General features: G+C 61.8%; 12 protein-coding genes and 1 pseudogene. 8 read left to right on the top strand and 5 right to left on the bottom strand.

The window, feature by feature from the left end; all coding sequences use genetic code 11:
* The first annotated feature begins 133 nt into the window (after positions 1-133).
* The 3 genes from CTP10_RS36045 (at position 134) to CTP10_RS36035 (ending at position 3,029) form a co-directional block, all read left to right on the top strand.
* Positions 134-667 (top strand): 2,4'-dihydroxyacetophenone dioxygenase family protein, encoded by a 534-nt coding sequence (locus tag CTP10_RS36045; protein WP_233528367.1) that lies wholly within the window; start codon positions 134-136, stop codon positions 665-667.
* Positions 668-794: 127 nt separating this feature from the next.
* Positions 795-2,108 (top strand): MFS transporter, encoded by a 1,314-nt coding sequence (locus tag CTP10_RS36040; RefSeq protein ID WP_334223330.1) that lies wholly within the window; start codon positions 795-797, stop codon positions 2,106-2,108.
* 102 nt (positions 2,109-2,210) lie between these two features.
* Positions 2,211-3,029 carry an alpha/beta fold hydrolase gene (locus CTP10_RS36035; protein WP_116322799.1) on the top strand — a complete coding sequence of 273 codons (819 nt, stop codon included), beginning with the start codon at positions 2,211-2,213 and terminating at the stop codon, positions 3,027-3,029.
* A gap of 25 nt (positions 3,030-3,054) precedes the next feature.
* On the opposite strand, the gene CTP10_RS41470 is transcribed toward CTP10_RS36035, so the two are convergent.
* From CTP10_RS41470 to CTP10_RS36015, 4 genes are all read right to left on the bottom strand, one after another.
* Positions 3,055-3,192 (bottom strand): DUF779 domain-containing protein, encoded by a 138-nt coding sequence (locus CTP10_RS41470; protein WP_442875251.1) that lies wholly within the window; start codon positions 3,190-3,192, stop codon positions 3,055-3,057.
* Positions 3,193-3,704: 512 nt separating this feature from the next.
* On the bottom strand, positions 3,705-4,352 hold the full coding sequence (locus tag CTP10_RS36025) for a 4-carboxy-4-hydroxy-2-oxoadipate aldolase/oxaloacetate decarboxylase (RefSeq protein WP_116322798.1): 648 nt from the start codon (positions 4,350-4,352) through the stop codon (positions 3,705-3,707).
* Positions 4,353-4,378: 26 nt separating this feature from the next.
* Positions 4,379-5,362 (bottom strand): Bug family tripartite tricarboxylate transporter substrate binding protein, encoded by a 984-nt coding sequence (locus tag CTP10_RS36020; protein ID WP_233528366.1) that lies wholly within the window; start codon positions 5,360-5,362, stop codon positions 4,379-4,381.
* 31 nt (positions 5,363-5,393) lie between these two features.
* Positions 5,394-6,068, bottom strand: coding sequence for an RraA family protein (locus tag CTP10_RS36015; protein WP_116322797.1), 675 nt, complete (start codon positions 6,066-6,068; stop codon positions 5,394-5,396).
* Positions 6,069-6,154: 86 nt separating this feature from the next.
* Here CTP10_RS36015 and CTP10_RS36010 point away from each other — a divergent pair, with 86 nt between their 5' ends.
* Both CTP10_RS36010 and CTP10_RS36005 read left to right on the top strand, forming a co-directional pair.
* Positions 6,155-7,051 (top strand): LysR family transcriptional regulator, encoded by an 897-nt coding sequence (locus CTP10_RS36010; RefSeq protein ID WP_116322796.1) that lies wholly within the window; start codon positions 6,155-6,157, stop codon positions 7,049-7,051.
* Between the two features lie 581 nt (positions 7,052-7,632).
* A pseudogene (locus CTP10_RS36005) lies at positions 7,633-9,142 on the top strand (ISL3 family transposase); the annotation flags it as partial.
* A 547-nt stretch (positions 9,143-9,689) separates the two neighbouring features.
* On the opposite strand, the gene CTP10_RS35995 reads toward CTP10_RS36005, so the two are convergent.
* Positions 9,690-11,558: an ISL3 family transposase gene (locus tag CTP10_RS35995; RefSeq protein ID WP_116323889.1), complete on the bottom strand. Its 1,869-nt coding sequence runs from the start codon at positions 11,556-11,558 to the stop codon at positions 9,690-9,692.
* A gap of 238 nt (positions 11,559-11,796) precedes the next feature.
* Here CTP10_RS35995 and CTP10_RS35990 point away from each other — a divergent pair, with 238 nt between their 5' ends.
* From CTP10_RS35990 to CTP10_RS35980, 3 genes are all read left to right on the top strand, one after another.
* Entirely contained in the window at positions 11,797-12,303 is a 507-nt protein-coding gene (locus tag CTP10_RS35990; RefSeq protein ID WP_233528482.1) for a hypothetical protein, read from the top strand.
* 11 nt (positions 12,304-12,314) lie between these two features.
* Entirely contained in the window at positions 12,315-14,261 is a 1,947-nt protein-coding gene (locus tag CTP10_RS35985; protein WP_116323887.1) for a Mu transposase C-terminal domain-containing protein, read from the top strand.
* A 96-nt stretch (positions 14,262-14,357) separates the two neighbouring features.
* Positions 14,358-15,416, top strand: coding sequence for an ATP-binding protein (locus CTP10_RS35980; RefSeq protein WP_116323886.1), 1,059 nt, complete (start codon positions 14,358-14,360; stop codon positions 15,414-15,416).
* Positions 15,417-16,258: the final 842 nt, after the last annotated feature.

Here is a 16,258-nt window from a genome sequence, read left to right as displayed (position 1 = left end):
TGCGGCAGCGCAACCTGTGCCGGCGTGTCACAGCGGCTATTCCGCCGCGGTGCTGGTTCGCGGCGTGATGGCGAAACACAATGCGCTCAACCCTGCCTGGCCAGGGTCCGGTACCCACTCAAAGGAGCTCGCTGTGCAAGTGTATTCGCGCAAATTCCACAATCCCCGCGGCGTGCAAGCCGCGGTGAACCCGCTGCCGCCTGACGCGCGCCCTGACATCTTTTTCGGCAACCTGACCGACATCGACGATATCCGATGGATCTCGCAGGCCGATGGCGTTTCGTTTTTGCCGCTGTGCCTTGGCGTGACGCAAGGATATTACGTCAATCTGCTGCGCGTCCGTAAGTCCGGGGTGCTGTCTTGCCACAAGCACTTCGGCGCGGTGCACGCCGTCGTTCTCAAGGGTCGCTGGTTCTATCTGGAGCATGAAGAGATGTACACCGAAGGCTCTTTCATCATGGAGCCGCCCGGGGAGACCCATACGCTGGTGGTGCCGGACGACGTGCCCGAAATGGTCACCTGGTTCCACGCCATGGCGGGCTACATCTATCTCGAGGACGGCAACATCATCGGCCACGAGGATGTCTTCACCAAGCTCAACGCCGCGCGGCGGCACTACGAAGAGAACGGCCTGGACCAGCGCGACCTCGACAAGCTGATCCGCTGAGGCGCGCATCGCCGCCCCGGCAATACGACGGCATCCCTACGGCATCACGACAAGCACGCGCGGCGGCGGCCGCGCGCGACAACACAGAGGACCTTGACGACACCGAGCAAGGACCCGCGGAGACAATATGGAAATGCAGACCAGCCAGGCGCAGGAACTGGCGCAAGCCCCGCGCGCCCCCGCGCGCCGCACAGCCGTGCGGACCATCTTCGCCGGCAGCATTGGCAACACCGTCGAATGGTTCGACTGGTCGGTCTACACGGTATTCGCCGTCTATTTCAGCAAGCAGTTCTTTCCCGGGCAGGACAGCACGGCCGCCTTGCTGTCGACGTTTGCCGTGTTCGCGATCGGATTCTTCATGCGCCCGTTGGGTGGCTGGCTGATCGGTGCGTTCTCCGACCGCTACGGACGGCGTAGTGCGCTGACGCTGTGCATCATGATGATGGCGGGCTCGTCGTTCGTGATCGCGATCCTGCCGACATATGCACAGATCGGCATCTGGGCACCCGTACTGATGACGGTTGCGCGCATGGTGCAGGGCCTGTCGGTCGGCGGTGAATATGGCGCGGCCACGACCTACCTGACCGAATCGGCACCGCCGGCCAGGCGCGGCTTCTACGGCAGCTTCCTCTACTTCAGCATTGCCGCCGGGCTGCTGCTGGCGTCCGGGATGGCCTGGCTGATGACGCGCTACATGACCCCCGAAGCGTTGCATGAATACGGCTGGCGCATCCCGTTCTTCCTCGGCGGCTGCGGCTCGCTGTTCGGCTTCTGGCTGCGCCACGGGGTCGACGAGACGCAGGCCTTCACCCGGCTGAAGGCGGCGGGAGAGGTCCGGCGCCGCTCGCTGGGCTGGGTCTGGCAGCACCACCGCGGCGCGATGCTGCGGCTGATGGGCAGCACCGTGTTGCCGGCGTTCAGCTTCTACCTCTTCGTCAGCTACATGCCGGTCTACGCCATACGCAAGGGCGGTGTCACGCCTGAAGTCGCGTTCCAGGCGAGCGCGATCGCCATCGCGCTGTTCATGCTCGCGCTGCCGCTGTGCGGAGCGCTGTCGGACAGGCTGGGGCGGCGGCCGCAGCTCATCGCCTTTGCGCTGGCCAATTTGCTGTTCCTGTACCCGGTGGTGTCGCTGCTCAATGCGGACTTCCGGACGCTGCTGCTGATCGAGTGCTTCGGGATGCTGACGTACGTGCTGTATGCGTCGATCGCGCCGTCGATCATGGCCGAGTGGTTCGATACGCAGGTTCGCGGCGTGGGCATCGGTGCCGCCTACAACCTGGTGGTCGCGCTGGTTGGCGGCACCACGCCGTACCTGCTGACGTGGCTGTCGTCGCGCGGGCAGGAGGGGTGGTTCTTCCTCTATGTGGGCTGCGGCGCCTTCGTCACGCTGGTGACGTTTTGCAAGATGCCAGAAACGCGCGGCGTGCCGCTGCGATAACCGCGGCAAGCGCGGACGGCCAGCCGCCCATGCGAGCTGGCTGTTGCTGCCGGCAGAGCCGGCGCACAATCCTTTTCAACCTCAAGAATGCGAGGCAATGACATGCAAAGACTGACGATCGACGTGGACGGCGTCGCCACCAGCTATCTCAGCGCCGGGGATCCGGCGGATCCCGTGGTGCTGATGATCCACGGCACTTTCTGGAGCCGCGTATGGCAGCCCGTGCTGGATGATGTAGCCGCCGCCGGACTCTATTGCGTGGCCGTGGATCTGCCCGGGCTCGGGCACTCCGATGGCGAACTGACGGTCGAGACCGCATCGGTCCCGGCGCTGGCGGGCTGGGTGGAACGGTTTGCTGACGCGCTTGGGATTGCCGGCCCGGTCGGGGTGGCGGCGCACGACATCGGCGGCGGCATCGCGCAGCACCTGATGGTGCATGGCAACATCGGCGTCAGCCACCTCGCGCTGCTCAATGCCGTGATGTATGACTCGTGGCCGGTGCCTGCCGTGGCGCGCTACCGCGACCCCGCCGTAGCCGCCGCCACCACGCATGAAGAACTGGTGGCGGCGCGGCGCATCGCTATCACGCGCTGCCTGGACCGCGCGGCCACGCCCGTGCGGGTGGAGGAATACCTGGCGCCATGGCTGCAGGCGCGGGTGGCGCGGAACTGGATTGCGCTCGCCGCCGCGGCGGACAACCGCTATACGCAGGCATTGGTGCCGGCGTTGCGCGAGTCGCAGATCCCCAAGCTGCTGATCTGGGGCGAGGATGACCCGTTCCAGCAGGTCGAGCACGCCGAACGCTTCGCGCGCGAGATGCCGCACGCGCGGCTGGTGCGGATTCCGCATGCGTGCCATTTCCCGGCGGAGAACGATCCAGAAGCGGTGGCGAAGGCTTTGCGGGAGTTCTTCCGGCCCTGAGGTGGCGCGAGGAGGGGCGGCGCTATCAGCCAGGCTTCGCGGCCAGCCACGCCGCTTCCGTATCACTGAGCAGCTTCGACCGCGTCAGGAACCTCTGGCTCGTCCGCCCCTCCAGCGAAAACATCCCACCCGCGCCCGGCACCACGTCGATCACCGGCCGCATTTGCTGCCAGTACTCGAACTACGCGCGCGGCGCGACGGCGATCTCGCTCAGCCGGACATCGGCCGGTCCGACCAGCAGCTCGCCGTCGGGGTAGCACATCTGCCGTCGTCACACAAACTGCTGAAGGCCCAATTTTCCTTTGTTCCACGGGATGCAAAGTAGTGGGCGCTGTCGATGCTGCGATCGATCAACTGCGCCAAACCCTGGCGACCGAGCAGATGAAGGTTTGGCTTCGCGGCTGCCGAGCCTGCCTGATGTTCCGACGTTCGCCGAGGCGGGCTTGTCGAACTTCGAACTCGAGGTTTGACACGGCCTCTACGCGCCGAAAGGTAGGCCGACCACAGTCATTGAGCAATTGAACCAAGCTTTGTGCTTCGCGCTTACCGACCCGCGCTCGTCGGTAATGCGTCGCCATGATGCAAGCAAGTCAGAAGGCTGTCATTGTGTCCATCTGACGGTTTTCTGACTCGTTGCCCTTATTTGGTCTGCTCAGGTACTAGTCGGAAGGTTCGTCATCGCAGGCCGTATGAATCGAGCGTCGCTTGAAGCCCAAGAAGCTCGACCATCGTAGCGCCTTGCTCGAGCTTCCTCCTCATGCCGGCTTCTTTTTTCTCTCGTGCTTCGCTTGCGTCGATGACCGATTGGAGTTCCTCAGCTGCTACGACAACAAGGCCATCGCGGTCGCCGACGATGATGTCACCGGGATTGATTGGCGCGCCACCAACCACAACTGGCACGTTCAGTCGGCCCGGCTGTACCTTGTTGGTCCCCCGGATGCTGAGGCCGCGGCAGAATACCGGGAAGCCCATTTCGACGATGTTTGTCGCATCGCGAACGGCACCGTCGATGACCAGGCCTGCGATGCCAATTTTCTGTGCTGCAAACGTAAGCACATCACCCCATGGGCCGGCATTGACGAATTGCTTGGCGTCGACCACGAGCACATCGCCTGGTCGCGCCTTCGTCAGCGCATAGTGAATCATCAGGTTGTCGCCAGGCCGGATGTCGAGGGTCAGTGCAGGACCGGCAACACGCATCGAGGGGTCCAAGGGGGCAATAGCCGAGTCCACGGCACCTCGCTGGCCCTGAGCTTCGTGAATGGTTGCGGTGCCCAGGCGAACGAGTCGCGCAAGCTGGTCTGCGGTTGCAGGATGGTTCATGTCGAATATTCCCGAGTTCGTGTTGCTTAATCGACCTTCGCGCCGGACCGCTTGACCAGCGATTCCCAGTACGGCATCTCCTTCGTGATGAAGGCGCGGAACTGAGCCGGCGTGCCGCGAACGTCGCCTGAGCCCAAGTCGTTCAGCTTCGATGCGATGCCGGGTTCGGCGAGGACGGCATTGAGTTCTGCGTTCAGCCTCTGGATAAGCGGGGCAGGCGTTTCGGCGGGTACGAACAGGCCGTACCAGTTCTCAATGACAAAGCCAGGGAATCCCGATTCCTGCATCGTCGGGACGTCCGGCAGCGTCTTTGAACGCTTAGCTCCGGTGGTGGCCAGCAGACGCAGCTTTCCGGACTTGATGTGAGGCGCGATTGCCGTCGTCGTTTCGAATGCAATGGGTACCTGGCCTGCGATGACGTCGCTCAGCGCCGGGCCTTGGCCTCGATAGGGAACGTGCACCATATCGAGCTGACGCTCGAGCTTCAGCATTTCGCCTGCGAGATGCTGCGGGCTGCCGCTCCCTCCGGATGCATAGCTGTATTTCCCAGGCGCGGCCTTGGCCTGGTCGACCAGTTGTCCAACTGTCTTCACCGGAAGCGATGCATTGACGTAGAGAACGAGGGGAACCGAGGCCACTTCGCCAACTGGGGCCAGCGCTTGGGTTGGGTCGAGCTTCAGCTTGTAGAGGTTCCGGTTGATGACTATCCCGGTATTGTTTCCGAGCAATGCGGTACAGCCATCCGGCTTGGCACGCGAGACAAACTCGGTGCCGATGTTGCTGCTGGCACCTCCCTTGTTGTCGACGATTACCGTCACGCCGAGTCGCTTGGACAACCCGGGCGACACAATACGAGCCAGGATGTCTGTCGTACCACCAGGCGGATACGGCGAAACGAGACGCAGGGTCGGGCAGGGATAGGCGTCAGCAGCCGCGACCGTTGCAGAAGTGAGTGCGCAGGCTACGGTAGCAGCTGCGAGCGCGGCCATGGGATACATCTTCCAGCTCATCTTGTCTCCGATAATTTTTTTGGGTGTGGCGTTAGTGGCCAGTGCGCTGCAGCGTGTGGTAGCCGAACTGGCGTCGTGCCTCACCGAGCGAGGTGCCGGCCAGTGCGGCTTCGAGAATCTTCCCTTCCACCTCACGGGTGCGAAGGGCGCGGTCAAATACCTCTGCGGCACGCGCTTCTGGTATGACCACTACGCCATCGGCGTCTGCAACGATGTAGTCGCCAGGCTTTACTCGGACATCGCCCAGACTGACGACTTCGCCCACTGCCCTGACCTGGACGCGGTCTTTGCCAGTTCGCATGAATCGCCCGCGTGCGTAGAGTGGGTAGTTGGCCTCTTGGGCTTCTGCAGTGTCACGACAGACACCGTTGATAACGGTGCCGGCGATACCGCGGTGCTCTGCGATTTTGCTCATGATGCCGCCCCACACAGTGCAGTCGACGCGGCCGGAATTGTCTAGGACGGCGACTGCGCCTTGAGGGATGTCATCCAGGTAGTCGCCAACGGTCCCTGGCGTCGCGGTGTCGACCGGCACAAATGCGACCGTAAAGGCTTGGCCAAAGATGCGTGGCTCCCCGGCCTGGAGACCGATGCCGAGTGCGCTACCAGGCAGTTTGAAGTAGTCGAGCGCGTCCGAGATTTCGGCTGTGCTGAGGGCACGAGCTGCGTCCAGCAGACTTTTTGCGGGGGGCGAGGAACCGTCCATTGCATAACTCCATGTGTGATGGATGGAGTTTCGAGTAAAGTTTGAACTGAATCAAACATCAAAAATTGGTCTTACATTCAAAAAAAATGAACTTGAAGCAGCTGCGGTACTTCTGTGAGGTGGTGGATGCCGGCAGCGCTGTGGCTGCCGCCAGTCGCCTGTTTGTCGCGCCCACGGCAATCAGCATGCAGATATCGCAGCTTGAGTCGTTGTTAGGCGCGCCAGTGTTCGACCGGTCCAACCGGCCGATGACCCTGACATCCACGGGAAAATTCCTTTATCCGAGGGCGAAAGAACTGCTTTCTGAGATGCGTCGGCTCGATGAGGAGGCAAGGGCGGTCGCTGCTGGCAATCTCGGCTGGCTTGGAATTGGATTTACTCGGTCCGCAATCTTCTCCCTGGTCCCCGAGGCCGTGCGGCGTTTTCGAGAGAAGCTCCCAGGCATTCAGTTGGACCTGATTGAGCAACTATCCGAGCATCAGCCCGAATTGCTGAGAAGTGGCCGAATTGACGTCGGCATCTCGCGCTACATAGGGGAGTTCGATAGGGCCAGCGACCTTACCTACACGGAGCTGTTTGACGACCCTTTCGTCGCAGCGGTGCCAATTCAGTCACCGTTAGCGAAACGCAAGGCGGTGCGGGCCTCGGAGCTGGATGTGTTGGCGCTCATCCAGTATCCGAAAGACCCTCAAAGTCGGTACGCTAACCAGATGGTGGATGCACTTCGTCAGGCCGGCGGAAATCCACGGGCGGGGCACGAAGCCATTGAAATTCACACGGCACTGGGCTTAGTGGCTGCCGGACTGGGATTCACAGTGGTCGGTGCATCGGTTGCGGCGGTCAATAGACATGACGTGGCATTTGTTCGAATTGCACATATGCAAACGCAAGCGACGTTAGTGGCTGTGACACGAGCTGACGACGAGAGTCCGGTTGTGCAAGAGTTCGTTGCTGCCTTGGCGCTTGCGCATCCCAATTCGTGACGGTCAAGCGGGTAAGGAGTGGCCAGAATGAGCGCGACGAGATGTAGTGAGGACCGCCCTGGTTTTTGGCATAGCCGACAGCGCAGCGCTCGACGACCGGAAATCGAAGCTGCTGCGCGAGTTCGGCGAGTGGGCTTGGCGCGTGTCTCTAGTCCGCCTTTGCCCCGGAGATGCGAACTTGTTCTGCAGCGATGGGCATCTGCTTCTTGACGAAGGTCCAGTACTCATCCACACCCATCGGCTTGACTGGCAGTGAACCTTGCTCCGAGAACTCCTTTTGAAGCTCGGGGTCTCGCAAGGCCTGGTTCAGCGCCGTGTTCAGCTTCTCCAGCGCCGGCCTCGGCGTGTTGGCTGGCGGTCTGCATCGACGGCATGGTGGTCCGGCCTGGCGACCTGATCATCGGTGATGGTGATGGGCTGCTCGTCGTTCCCGCCGAAGAAGCCGAAGTAATTGCGGTCCGTGTGGAAGAAGTACAGCGAACCGAAGCCGGCGTTCTGGAATCCGGGTCTTCCGCACTTTGTGTGACGGCCGAGTCGAGGGCTTGATTTCGGGCCGATCTGGCCCCATGTTAGTTGTTACCATGAGCCAGGTTCTCGGTGGGATCGATCGCATTCTCACCCGCGTGGGTAAGCGCTTCGTTTCCTTCGTTTCCAGCGACGCGCGAGGGGAGACCATAACTGTCGAAGCCTGCAGTACGGTTCGCGCGGCACCTTGTCCTGCCTGCCATTGTTGGAGTCACCGACTCCACGGCCGCTATGTGCGCAGGCTGGAAGAACGTCCGATGCTCGAGCAGCGGGTCGTACTCGCGATTGAGGTGCGTCGCTTCAAGTGTACGAACGCCAACTGCCCCCGTCGTACTTTTGCCGAGAACATTCACGCCTTGGCCGGTCGGTATCAACGTCGTACGCGGTCGCAGGCTCGGGCGCTGCACGCGCTGGGCCACGCCCTCGGTGGTGAGGCGGCCGCCCGGCTTGCTGACACCTTCGGCTTGCGTACCAGTGCCGACACCGTGCTGCGGGAGTTACGCAGAGCTCCTGAGCGCAAACGCAAACCACGACCGCGGGTCGTCGGCATCGATGACTGGGCGATCGCGCGGGGTCACCAGTACGGAACGATCATCGTCGACCTGGAACGACGTGAGCCGATCGAAGTGTTCGCCGGCAGGGAAGCCATTGCAGTGACCGCGTGGATGCGTGCGCACCCATCGATCGAGATTGTTGCCAGGGACCGGTCCGGGGCCTACTCCGAGGCGGTCGACATCGCGCTGCCTGCAGCCACGCAGGTCTCGGATCGGTGGCATCTGCTGTGCAATTTGCGGGACAACGTCGAGAGGCTCCTATACCGACTCGGACCGCAACTGCGCCAAGCCGCGCAGCAAGTCGAGGTCGGTGGCGTAACCCAGGGATGGCAGCGCGAGTTGAGCCGCAACTCACTTTGGTCATGGCAGCGCCTGAGCGATCAACGCCGCGCCTCGCGGGTGGAGCTGTACGAGCGGGTTATGACGCTACACGCCCAGGGCGGCACGATGAAAGGAATCGGGCGCGAGACTCTCAATCGACCGTCGAACCGTGCGCAACTTCATCACCGCGGGGGCATTCCCCGAGCGCGCACCCAGAGCGCGGGGTCCGACGCCTTTAGATCCCTATCTCAGTTACATCGAGGAACGAGCACAGGGCTGTTGCTTTCCTGAACTGATCTGGCTGGAACTCAAGCAGCGAGGTTATACGGGCAGTCGCGCCGCCGTTCGGAATTGCGTGATTCGCCTCCTTTTTCCGCAGGGCAAGAAGTCTCTTTTCCAGGCACCCGTGCGCACGATGCCGTGCCCGTCGCCCAGGCGCGTGTTCGAATGGCTTATAGGATGGAGGAAGCTCGCGTTGGAGGAGCCCAGGAGCGCGGACCACGAGCGCTTCGTGCAGGCGCTGTGCAAGATCGAACCCGTGGTGGGCGAGGTCCGCAGCCTCGCGCGGGAGTTTCTCGGGCTCATGCACCGGCGAAGTCTGCGGCAGTTCGATCGATGGTTGAAGCGTCTTTCGCGCTGCGACGCTGCGGAAATGCGAAGGTTCGCGCAAAGCCTGCGCGCCGACTTACCGTAGAACGGAGCAAGTCTGTCACTCCGGAATCCAGCTGGAACCCGCATCGAATATAGAAATCCGGCCGGTGAATTGACACTATTGCTTGCACTCCCAGGAGAGTGAACCAAAACGTGGGAGGCCATTTCCGTTGACTTGACCGCCGCCATAGACGGCATGACCGCGCCGTACCCGATGGGATACGGTGCTTGGAATCCGCGAAGTTTCTAACGAAAAGAGCCCATCCAGCCCGCCCGGCGCGCTGACCGTATCAGCTATGCTGGCGACGTTGCCAACCGATCGGAGTTGCTATGCGACTGATCATCGAGGCCCGCCTGGAGGGTGGGAAAACGGGTGAGACTGAAGCAACGATCGGGGTCTTCCGCAATTTGTGTGACAACGGCGAATTCGTGTCGAGGACCCTTGCCGTCGTCTTTCCCGCCCGACTACCACTATTCTTCTTACTGACTAACGTAAGCGAGTCCGCCAGCCTCGCCGTGGCCACACGAACTCACGCGCCTGCGATCGCGACCGGACTGGCGGGGCCTGTAGAACAAAGCCGGCCGGTTTAGTTTGGCTTCAACACCCGCAGCCGCAGAAGCTCGATATTGGCGCGGCCATACATTTGGCGCTTGAGGAGCTTGAGCCGGTTGACATGACCCTCCGTCTGGCCATTGCTCCATTGCAGCCTGAAGGCCGCCCGCACAGCCGGTAAGTCGGCGCTCAGGCTTTGCGCGAACCGACGCATTTCCTCAGCGTCGCAGCACGACAAACGTTTCAACCATCGATCGAAGTGCAGCACACTTCGTCGGTGCATGAGTCCGAGAAACTCCCGCGCGAGACTGCGGACTTCGCCCACCACGGGTTCGATCTTGCACAGCGCCTTCACGAACCGCTCGTGGTCCGCGCTTTTTGGCTCCTCGATGGCGAGGTTCCTCCATCCGACAAGCCATCCGAACACGCGCCGGGCCGAGGGCATCTGCATCGTGGGCTTCAGGGCAAGCGGGGTCTTGCCCAGCGGAAAGAGGAGGCGGGTCACGCAACTCTGCACGCAGGCGGGACTGCCCTTATAGCCGCGCTGTTTGATTTCTTGCCAGATCAGTTCAGGAAAGCGACAGCCCTGGATGATTCGTTCCTCGATATAGTCGCGATAGGGATCCAAAGGCGTCGGACCCGGCGCTTTGAGTGCGCGCTCGGGGAATGCTCCGGCCCTGACGTACTTCTGCACGGTTGCTACGCTGATTGAGAGTTCGCGCGCGATTCCTCTGATCGTGCCGCCCTGGGCGCGTAGCGCCATCAACTGCTCGTACAACGCCAGTCGCGTGGCGCGTCGCTGAGCGCTCAGACGCTCCCATGACCGCTGTGCGTTTCGGCGGGGAATCCCCTGACGTTCCAGAGGCGTCGGACCCCGCGCCCTGGGTGCGCGCTCGGGGAATGCTCCGGCTTTGACGTACTTCTGCACGGTTGCTGGGCTGATTGAGAGTTCGCGCGCGATTCCTCTGATCGTGCCGCCCTGGGCGCGTAGCGCCATCACCTCCTTATACAACGCTAGCCGCTTGGCGCGTCGCTGAGCGCTCAGACGCTCCCATGACCGTTGTGAGCTTCGGCGCAGACCCTGCCGGCCCAGGGTCACCCTACTGACGTTTACTTGCTGGGCGGCTTGGCGCATTTGTGGCCCGAGTCGGTATAGCAGCCGCTCGACGTTGTCGCGCAGGTTGCTCAGCAAATGCCAGCGATCCGAGACTTGCTTGGCCGCCGGCAGCGCGAGGTCGACCGCTTCGGAATAGGCCCCGGCCCGGTCCCTGGCGACGATCTCGATCGATGGGTGCGCACGCATCCACGCAGCCACCGCAATGGCGTCCCTGCCGGCGAACACTTCGATCGGCTCACGTCGCTCCAAGTCGACGATGATCGTTCCATACTGGTGACCGCGCGCGATCGCCCAGTCATCGATGCCGACGACCCGCGGTTTTGGTTTGCGCTTGCGCTCAGGTACTCTGCGCAATTCTCGCAGCACGGTGTCAGCACTGGTGCGCAAGCCCAAGGCGTCGGCAAGCCGGGCTGCTGCCTCACCACCGAGGGCGTGGCCCAGCGCGTGCAACGCCCGAGCCTGCGATCGCGTACGACGTTGAAACCGATCGGCCAAGGCGTGGATGTTCTCGGCAAACGTACGACGGGGGCAGTTGGCGTTCATACACTTGAAGCGACGTACCTCAATGGCGAGAACGACCCGCTGCTCGAGCATTGGACGTTCTTCCAGCTTGCGCACATAGCGGCCGTGGAGTCGGTGACTCCAACTATGGCAGGCCGGGCACGGTGCCCTGCGAACTGTACTGCGGGCTTCGACAGTAATGATCTCCCCTTGCACTTCGCTGGAGACGAAGCGCTTGCCCACACGGGCGAGAATACGTTCGATCCCACCGAGAACTTGCCTCATGGTAACGATCAACGTAGACCAATTCGGCTGGAAATCAAGGCCTTGACTCGGCCGTCACACAAAGTGCGGGAGACCCAGATTTACTTCAGTGGCTGATGTCATGCCGGATGCCTTACGTCAGTACAGTCGCCCACTTGCCTTCGCCCGCAATGGATGGCGGCGTCGCATTGAGCTGTACAGCCCAAAGCTTGGGCGTCGGTTGAGCCTCGGCAGCTATGAGGCTTACCGGACATGGCTCATGGTCGAAGCCAATCCTGCGATCGAGACTTTCACCGAGCGCCCGGCTCGCGTGGCGGGACCGGGCAGTGCAATGATTGACTTCTGGATTCGCCTGCGGGATGCGCCTGCAGGGGAGTTCTGGTTGATTGAGCATCGTGATGCCAAGGAAGGCGACGATCGGGCAGTTGAAGAAGACACTGGCTCCGATAGTCTTTTGCATGGTCTGCCTGTTCGCGTCATTCATCAATCCGAACTAGAGGCCTGGAGGGTGCCGATCGCTAATTGGTCGCGCATTGTTCCCTACCTCGTCAGCTACCGGCGGTTCCGTACCCCTGTGCTCGAGCAGGCCATTGTGGTCTACCTGAATGAGCCGAGGGCGTTGGATGCGATCGTTGAGCGCTTCTCCGAATATGATCAAGCGAGTGTGGAGGCGTCACTCTTTGCATTGTTGGCATCCGGCCGCGTCGTTAGTCCCGACATAGCGGTAGCACCGCTGAGCGGCGCGACTTCCTTTCAGCGGGTATAGGAGGTGTCCAAATGGCCGGCTCGTCTCGCCGAATCGATCCGAACACAATTCGCCTGTCGGATTGGCCTCAACTTGACGAGCGTGTCCTCACGAGCGAAGCGCGGACCACGTTTGGACAGCGCCGCGATGCGATTGAGGCTTATGCCAGCGGTAGCTCTCTTGCGCAGGTCTACGAGACCTGGGGTATCCACCGTTCAACCTTAAGGCGTCTGGTCCGTCGAGCTATGAGCGCGCACCCGGATGGCCGCCCATGGGGATATCGGGCGTTGGTGCCGCATGTCCACGTGCAGCCTTATGAACGAAGCAAGGCGCCTCATGCGATCGCGCACGGCAAAGCGGGAAATGCTGGGGCCTTTGGACAATTGCTGCAGCGTCACCGTAATCTGGCCGAGCAGTTGCGTAAAGAGATCGAAACCAGAAAGGTCCATTTGCAGCCCGGTGAGAAAGGCCGTCTGGTGGGCCTCAAGGCGGTGGCGCACCGCTTTGAGCAGTCCTGTCGTGAATTGGGCCTAGGCGCTGGCGATTATCCGCTGAACCAGAAGTGGAAGGGCTTTCGTTCATTGGCCAGCACACTAAGGGGGTGGCTGCAGGATGATTTCGACTTAGCTGCGCGTGCCGCCGGCCAAAGGATCAAGCCCGCTTCGGCGCTCCGGCAGTTGCCTGAACGTGGATCCGCCGATGCGTTTGATACGGTCGAGTTCGACGCCCATAAGATGGACGTTCGCCTGAAGGTGATCGACAACGATCCACTGGGCGGCGAACAGAGCTATGAGATCGAGCGCGTCTGGTTACTGGCCATCATCGATGTTGCTACGCGCTGTCTCCTGGGCTACACCATTTCTTTGGGTCGCGAATGTAACCGCTTTGACGCCATCGAAACCTTCAAACGCGCCGTGACGCCGGCGAAGGTCCCCGAACTCACGCTGCCGGGCCTGCGCCTGCTGCCTACCGGCGGTTTCGTCTCGCAGGCCTTGGAGCCAACCAGCTACGCCTGCTGGCGACAGATCCGGCTAGACAATGCGCGAGCGCACTTGGCGACCACCAGTCTCGATGTCGTGTGCGAGGCGTTGGGCTGCACGGCCGATTTTGGTCCGGCATATCAGCCCGATGACCGGCCGTTCATCGAGCGCTTCTTTGGTACGATCGCCGCAACGCTATCGCGACGGCTGCCGGGGGCGATACCAGGAAAGGATGCGGCGCAGGTTATGCTGAGACGTCTGCGCGATCCGACCGACTCTCTACGGCTCCTCGTCACCTCCCAGGAGTTGGAGGAGTTGTTGCACCTGACGGTGTGGAACTATCACGGCACGCCCCATGCTGGCCTGGGTGGCTTCACCCCACTGGAGATGATGCGCCGGCATGTGCTTGGCATTGGTCGCGAGGCGATCCGATTGCGCCTGATCCCCAAGCCGATACGGGAGCATCCGGAACTGCTGCATGACCCGGTACTGTGCCGCGTCCATGGGAACCTCGGCCGTGGTGAGCGACCATACATTACCTTCTATCACGTGCGCTACACGAGCGAGCGGCTTGCCAGAAGCAGCGGCTTGATTGGCAAGCGTTTACGCGTTCACTATGACCCCTCGGACTTGAGAAGGCTCTGGGCCTGTACCGAAGACGGACACATGTTGGAGGACTTGTTCGCTAGCGGCAGATGGCGCGACGAGCCGCATTCGTTGCGGGTGCGCCAGCAGATCTTCAAGGCCAAGCGGGCGCGCGAACTAGACTTCGGCCCGGGCGACAATCCGATCGAGGTCTTCCTTGCCCTCAGACGTAAGCAGGCCGCAAAGCGTCGGAGAGCGGCCAGCGACATCGCGCAGGTGCAGCGCGAGCGCCGGACAGCAAAGCCTCCCGCCACTGAAAGTGAAACCGTGACACCCGAACAGCCGCCTTCGCCACTGGCCAAGGGTCCCGTTAAAGGCAAGGCGTTGCGCATTATCAGGGGGTACTCCCGCTGATCATGGGGGCGCGCGCGCAAACGGGCGCTGGCCGGGCCCGACTGTAGCCGGCCATGAAGGGCGAAGAGGAACTGATCTCGCCGGCAAGGAGCAGGCATGAACGAGAAGACCACCACGGCCTCGAAAGGCGCACCGCGCGCACGTGTCAGCGCGACCCGAGTCCGCGCAGCCAGCCGCACGCCTCATGCAACGACGGTGAATCCGGCAGACCTGACGGTGCACAATCATCCGCTTGCTCGCCGCCACTATCGGGTGGCGACGGCAGCGATCGAAAGCTTCGTCGACCTCGTCGAACACTGCGTGCGCGTACTGATCCCGGGCGCGTTAATCTACGCCCGTCCTCGCATGGGCAAGACTCACGCAATTGACTATTTGGCATTGCACCTTGGCAGGAACCGAGGTGACATCCTCGTGCTAAGGATGTCCTGCGAATATCATCGCACCGACTACGAGGGGGCGTTCTTCAGTGCATTGTTGAGCGCCGCTGGCATCAGGGACCCACAACCCAGGCTCATTGCCGACAAGCGCTTCGCTTTGATGCGTCGGATTAACGAACAACTACAAATGCGCTCAGGTCACATTGTGGTTCTCTTTTGCGATGAAGCACAGCGACTGTCCAAGCACGCACTGGAATGGCTGCGCGACGTCCATGATCAGCTCGCCCACCACGGCGTGCGCCTGATCACCTTTCTGGTAGGGCAGCCCCAGTTGATGGAGCAGAAGGCGCAATATCAGCTGTCTGGTGACGAGCAAATCGTCGCTCGCTTCATGATCGAGCAAATGCACTTCAGAGGCATTACAGGCGCCGTTGAAGCAGCAACCTGCCTGGCTAGCTATGATATGACTCGCTATCCAGAGGACACCGGGAGCACCTTCACGGCCTTCTTCTATCCCGACGCGTACGCTGCCGGCTTAAGACTGGAGCAATCTGCCACGGCGCTGTGGAATGGCTTCGTGAACGCCCACACGGTCGCGCAGCTGGCTGGACCGATAGAACTCCACATGGATTATTTTAGTCGTGCAGTCGAGTCGGTGCTACTGAACGGTCCCCAGTGGGACAGTGCAGGACTGGTACTAGATTCGGCGCATTGGGAGCGAGCAGTGCGGGAGTCGGGGTACGTCGCCGCGCAACAGACCGTCCAGCCGGAGGTATAGACCATGGTCTTGCCGATCCTTGTGCCCGACCTGACGGAGCCCGCTCCAGCGAAGCTGTGGATACCGCGGACGTCTACTAATTCCGCCACGCCGGTTGCTCCGCTCAATCGATCGCCGCGTGTGCGTAAGCCCGCTGACTTGAACATGGCGGTGAGCATTGCAACGGAGCGCGAACGAGCGATTGTGAGGGTCTTGCGTCCGCTGGGGATTGGGCCCCTCTCGCAGAAGCAAGCTAAGAAGGCTGGCCAACGGCTGGGAATCCATTGGTCTACGGTGTATCGCTTGCGCCGGCGCTTCCTCGCGGATCCTGTGGCGAGCGCGTTGATACCTCATGACCGGGGTCCCAAGGTGGGAGATCTGCGTCTAGCAGCTACGGTCGAGAATATCGTGAGTGAGGTGCTTACCGATTGGCTGCCGAGACAGGGTCGTCTCGCGCATCCGCTGCTCGAGGTCTGCGCCGAAATCCAGAAGCGATGCGCAGGAGCGAGTGTTAATCCGCCAAGCCGAGCTACCATTTCGCGACGCTGGGCCGCCCATCGGACGGCGGAGGCGGTGAGCAGTGCGAGAGTCCGACTTCCGCTCAGCAAATCGTCTTGGGCGTGTAAGACCACGGTTCTGAACATGCCGGAGACGATTGCAACGGAGCGCGAGCGGGCGATTGTGAGGGTCTTACATCCGCTGGGGACGGGTCCGCTCTCGCGTCAGCAAGCCAAGAAGGCTGGCGAATTGCTGGGAGTCCATCGGTCGACGATTTATCGCTTGCGCCGGCTTTTTCTCGCGAATCCTGTGGCGAGCGCGTTGATACGTCATGACCCAGGTCCCAAGGTCGGGGATCCGCGTCT

Source organism: Cupriavidus sp. P-10, from assembly GCF_003402535.2.
Lineage (GTDB): Bacteria > Pseudomonadota > Gammaproteobacteria > Burkholderiales > Burkholderiaceae > Cupriavidus.
The sequence above is the reverse complement of the archived record's forward strand: the minus strand, read 5'-3'. Positions and strand labels throughout refer to the sequence as shown.

Excerpts from the sequence above, each read along its gene's own strand:
- CTP10_RS36020 (WP_233528366.1), bottom strand. The coding sequence starts at position 5,362 with ATGAGCTGGAAGATGTATCCCATGGCCGCGCTCGCAGCTGCTACCGTA.
- CTP10_RS36025 (WP_116322798.1), bottom strand. The coding sequence starts at position 4,352 with ATGAACCATCCTGCAACCGCAGACCAGCTTGCGCGACTCGTTCGCCTG.
- CTP10_RS35990 (WP_233528482.1), top strand. The coding sequence starts at position 11,797 with ATGGTCGAAGCCAATCCTGCGATCGAGACTTTCACCGAGCGCCCGGCT.
- CTP10_RS36010 (WP_116322796.1), top strand. The coding sequence starts at position 6,155 with ATGAACTTGAAGCAGCTGCGGTACTTCTGTGAGGTGGTGGATGCCGGC.
- CTP10_RS35980 (WP_116323886.1), top strand. The coding sequence starts at position 14,358 with ATGAACGAGAAGACCACCACGGCCTCGAAAGGCGCACCGCGCGCACGT.
- CTP10_RS36015 (WP_116322797.1), bottom strand. The coding sequence starts at position 6,068 with ATGGACGGTTCCTCGCCCCCCGCAAAAAGTCTGCTGGACGCAGCTCGT.
- CTP10_RS36040 (WP_334223330.1), top strand. The coding sequence starts at position 795 with ATGGAAATGCAGACCAGCCAGGCGCAGGAACTGGCGCAAGCCCCGCGC.
- CTP10_RS41470 (WP_442875251.1), bottom strand. The coding sequence starts at position 3,192 with ATGCGGCCGGTGATCGACGTGGTGCCGGGCGCGGGTGGGATGTTTTCG.
- CTP10_RS35995 (WP_116323889.1), bottom strand. The coding sequence starts at position 11,558 with ATGAGGCAAGTTCTCGGTGGGATCGAACGTATTCTCGCCCGTGTGGGC.
- CTP10_RS36035 (WP_116322799.1), top strand. The coding sequence starts at position 2,211 with ATGCAAAGACTGACGATCGACGTGGACGGCGTCGCCACCAGCTATCTC.
- CTP10_RS35985 (WP_116323887.1), top strand. The coding sequence starts at position 12,315 with ATGGCCGGCTCGTCTCGCCGAATCGATCCGAACACAATTCGCCTGTCG.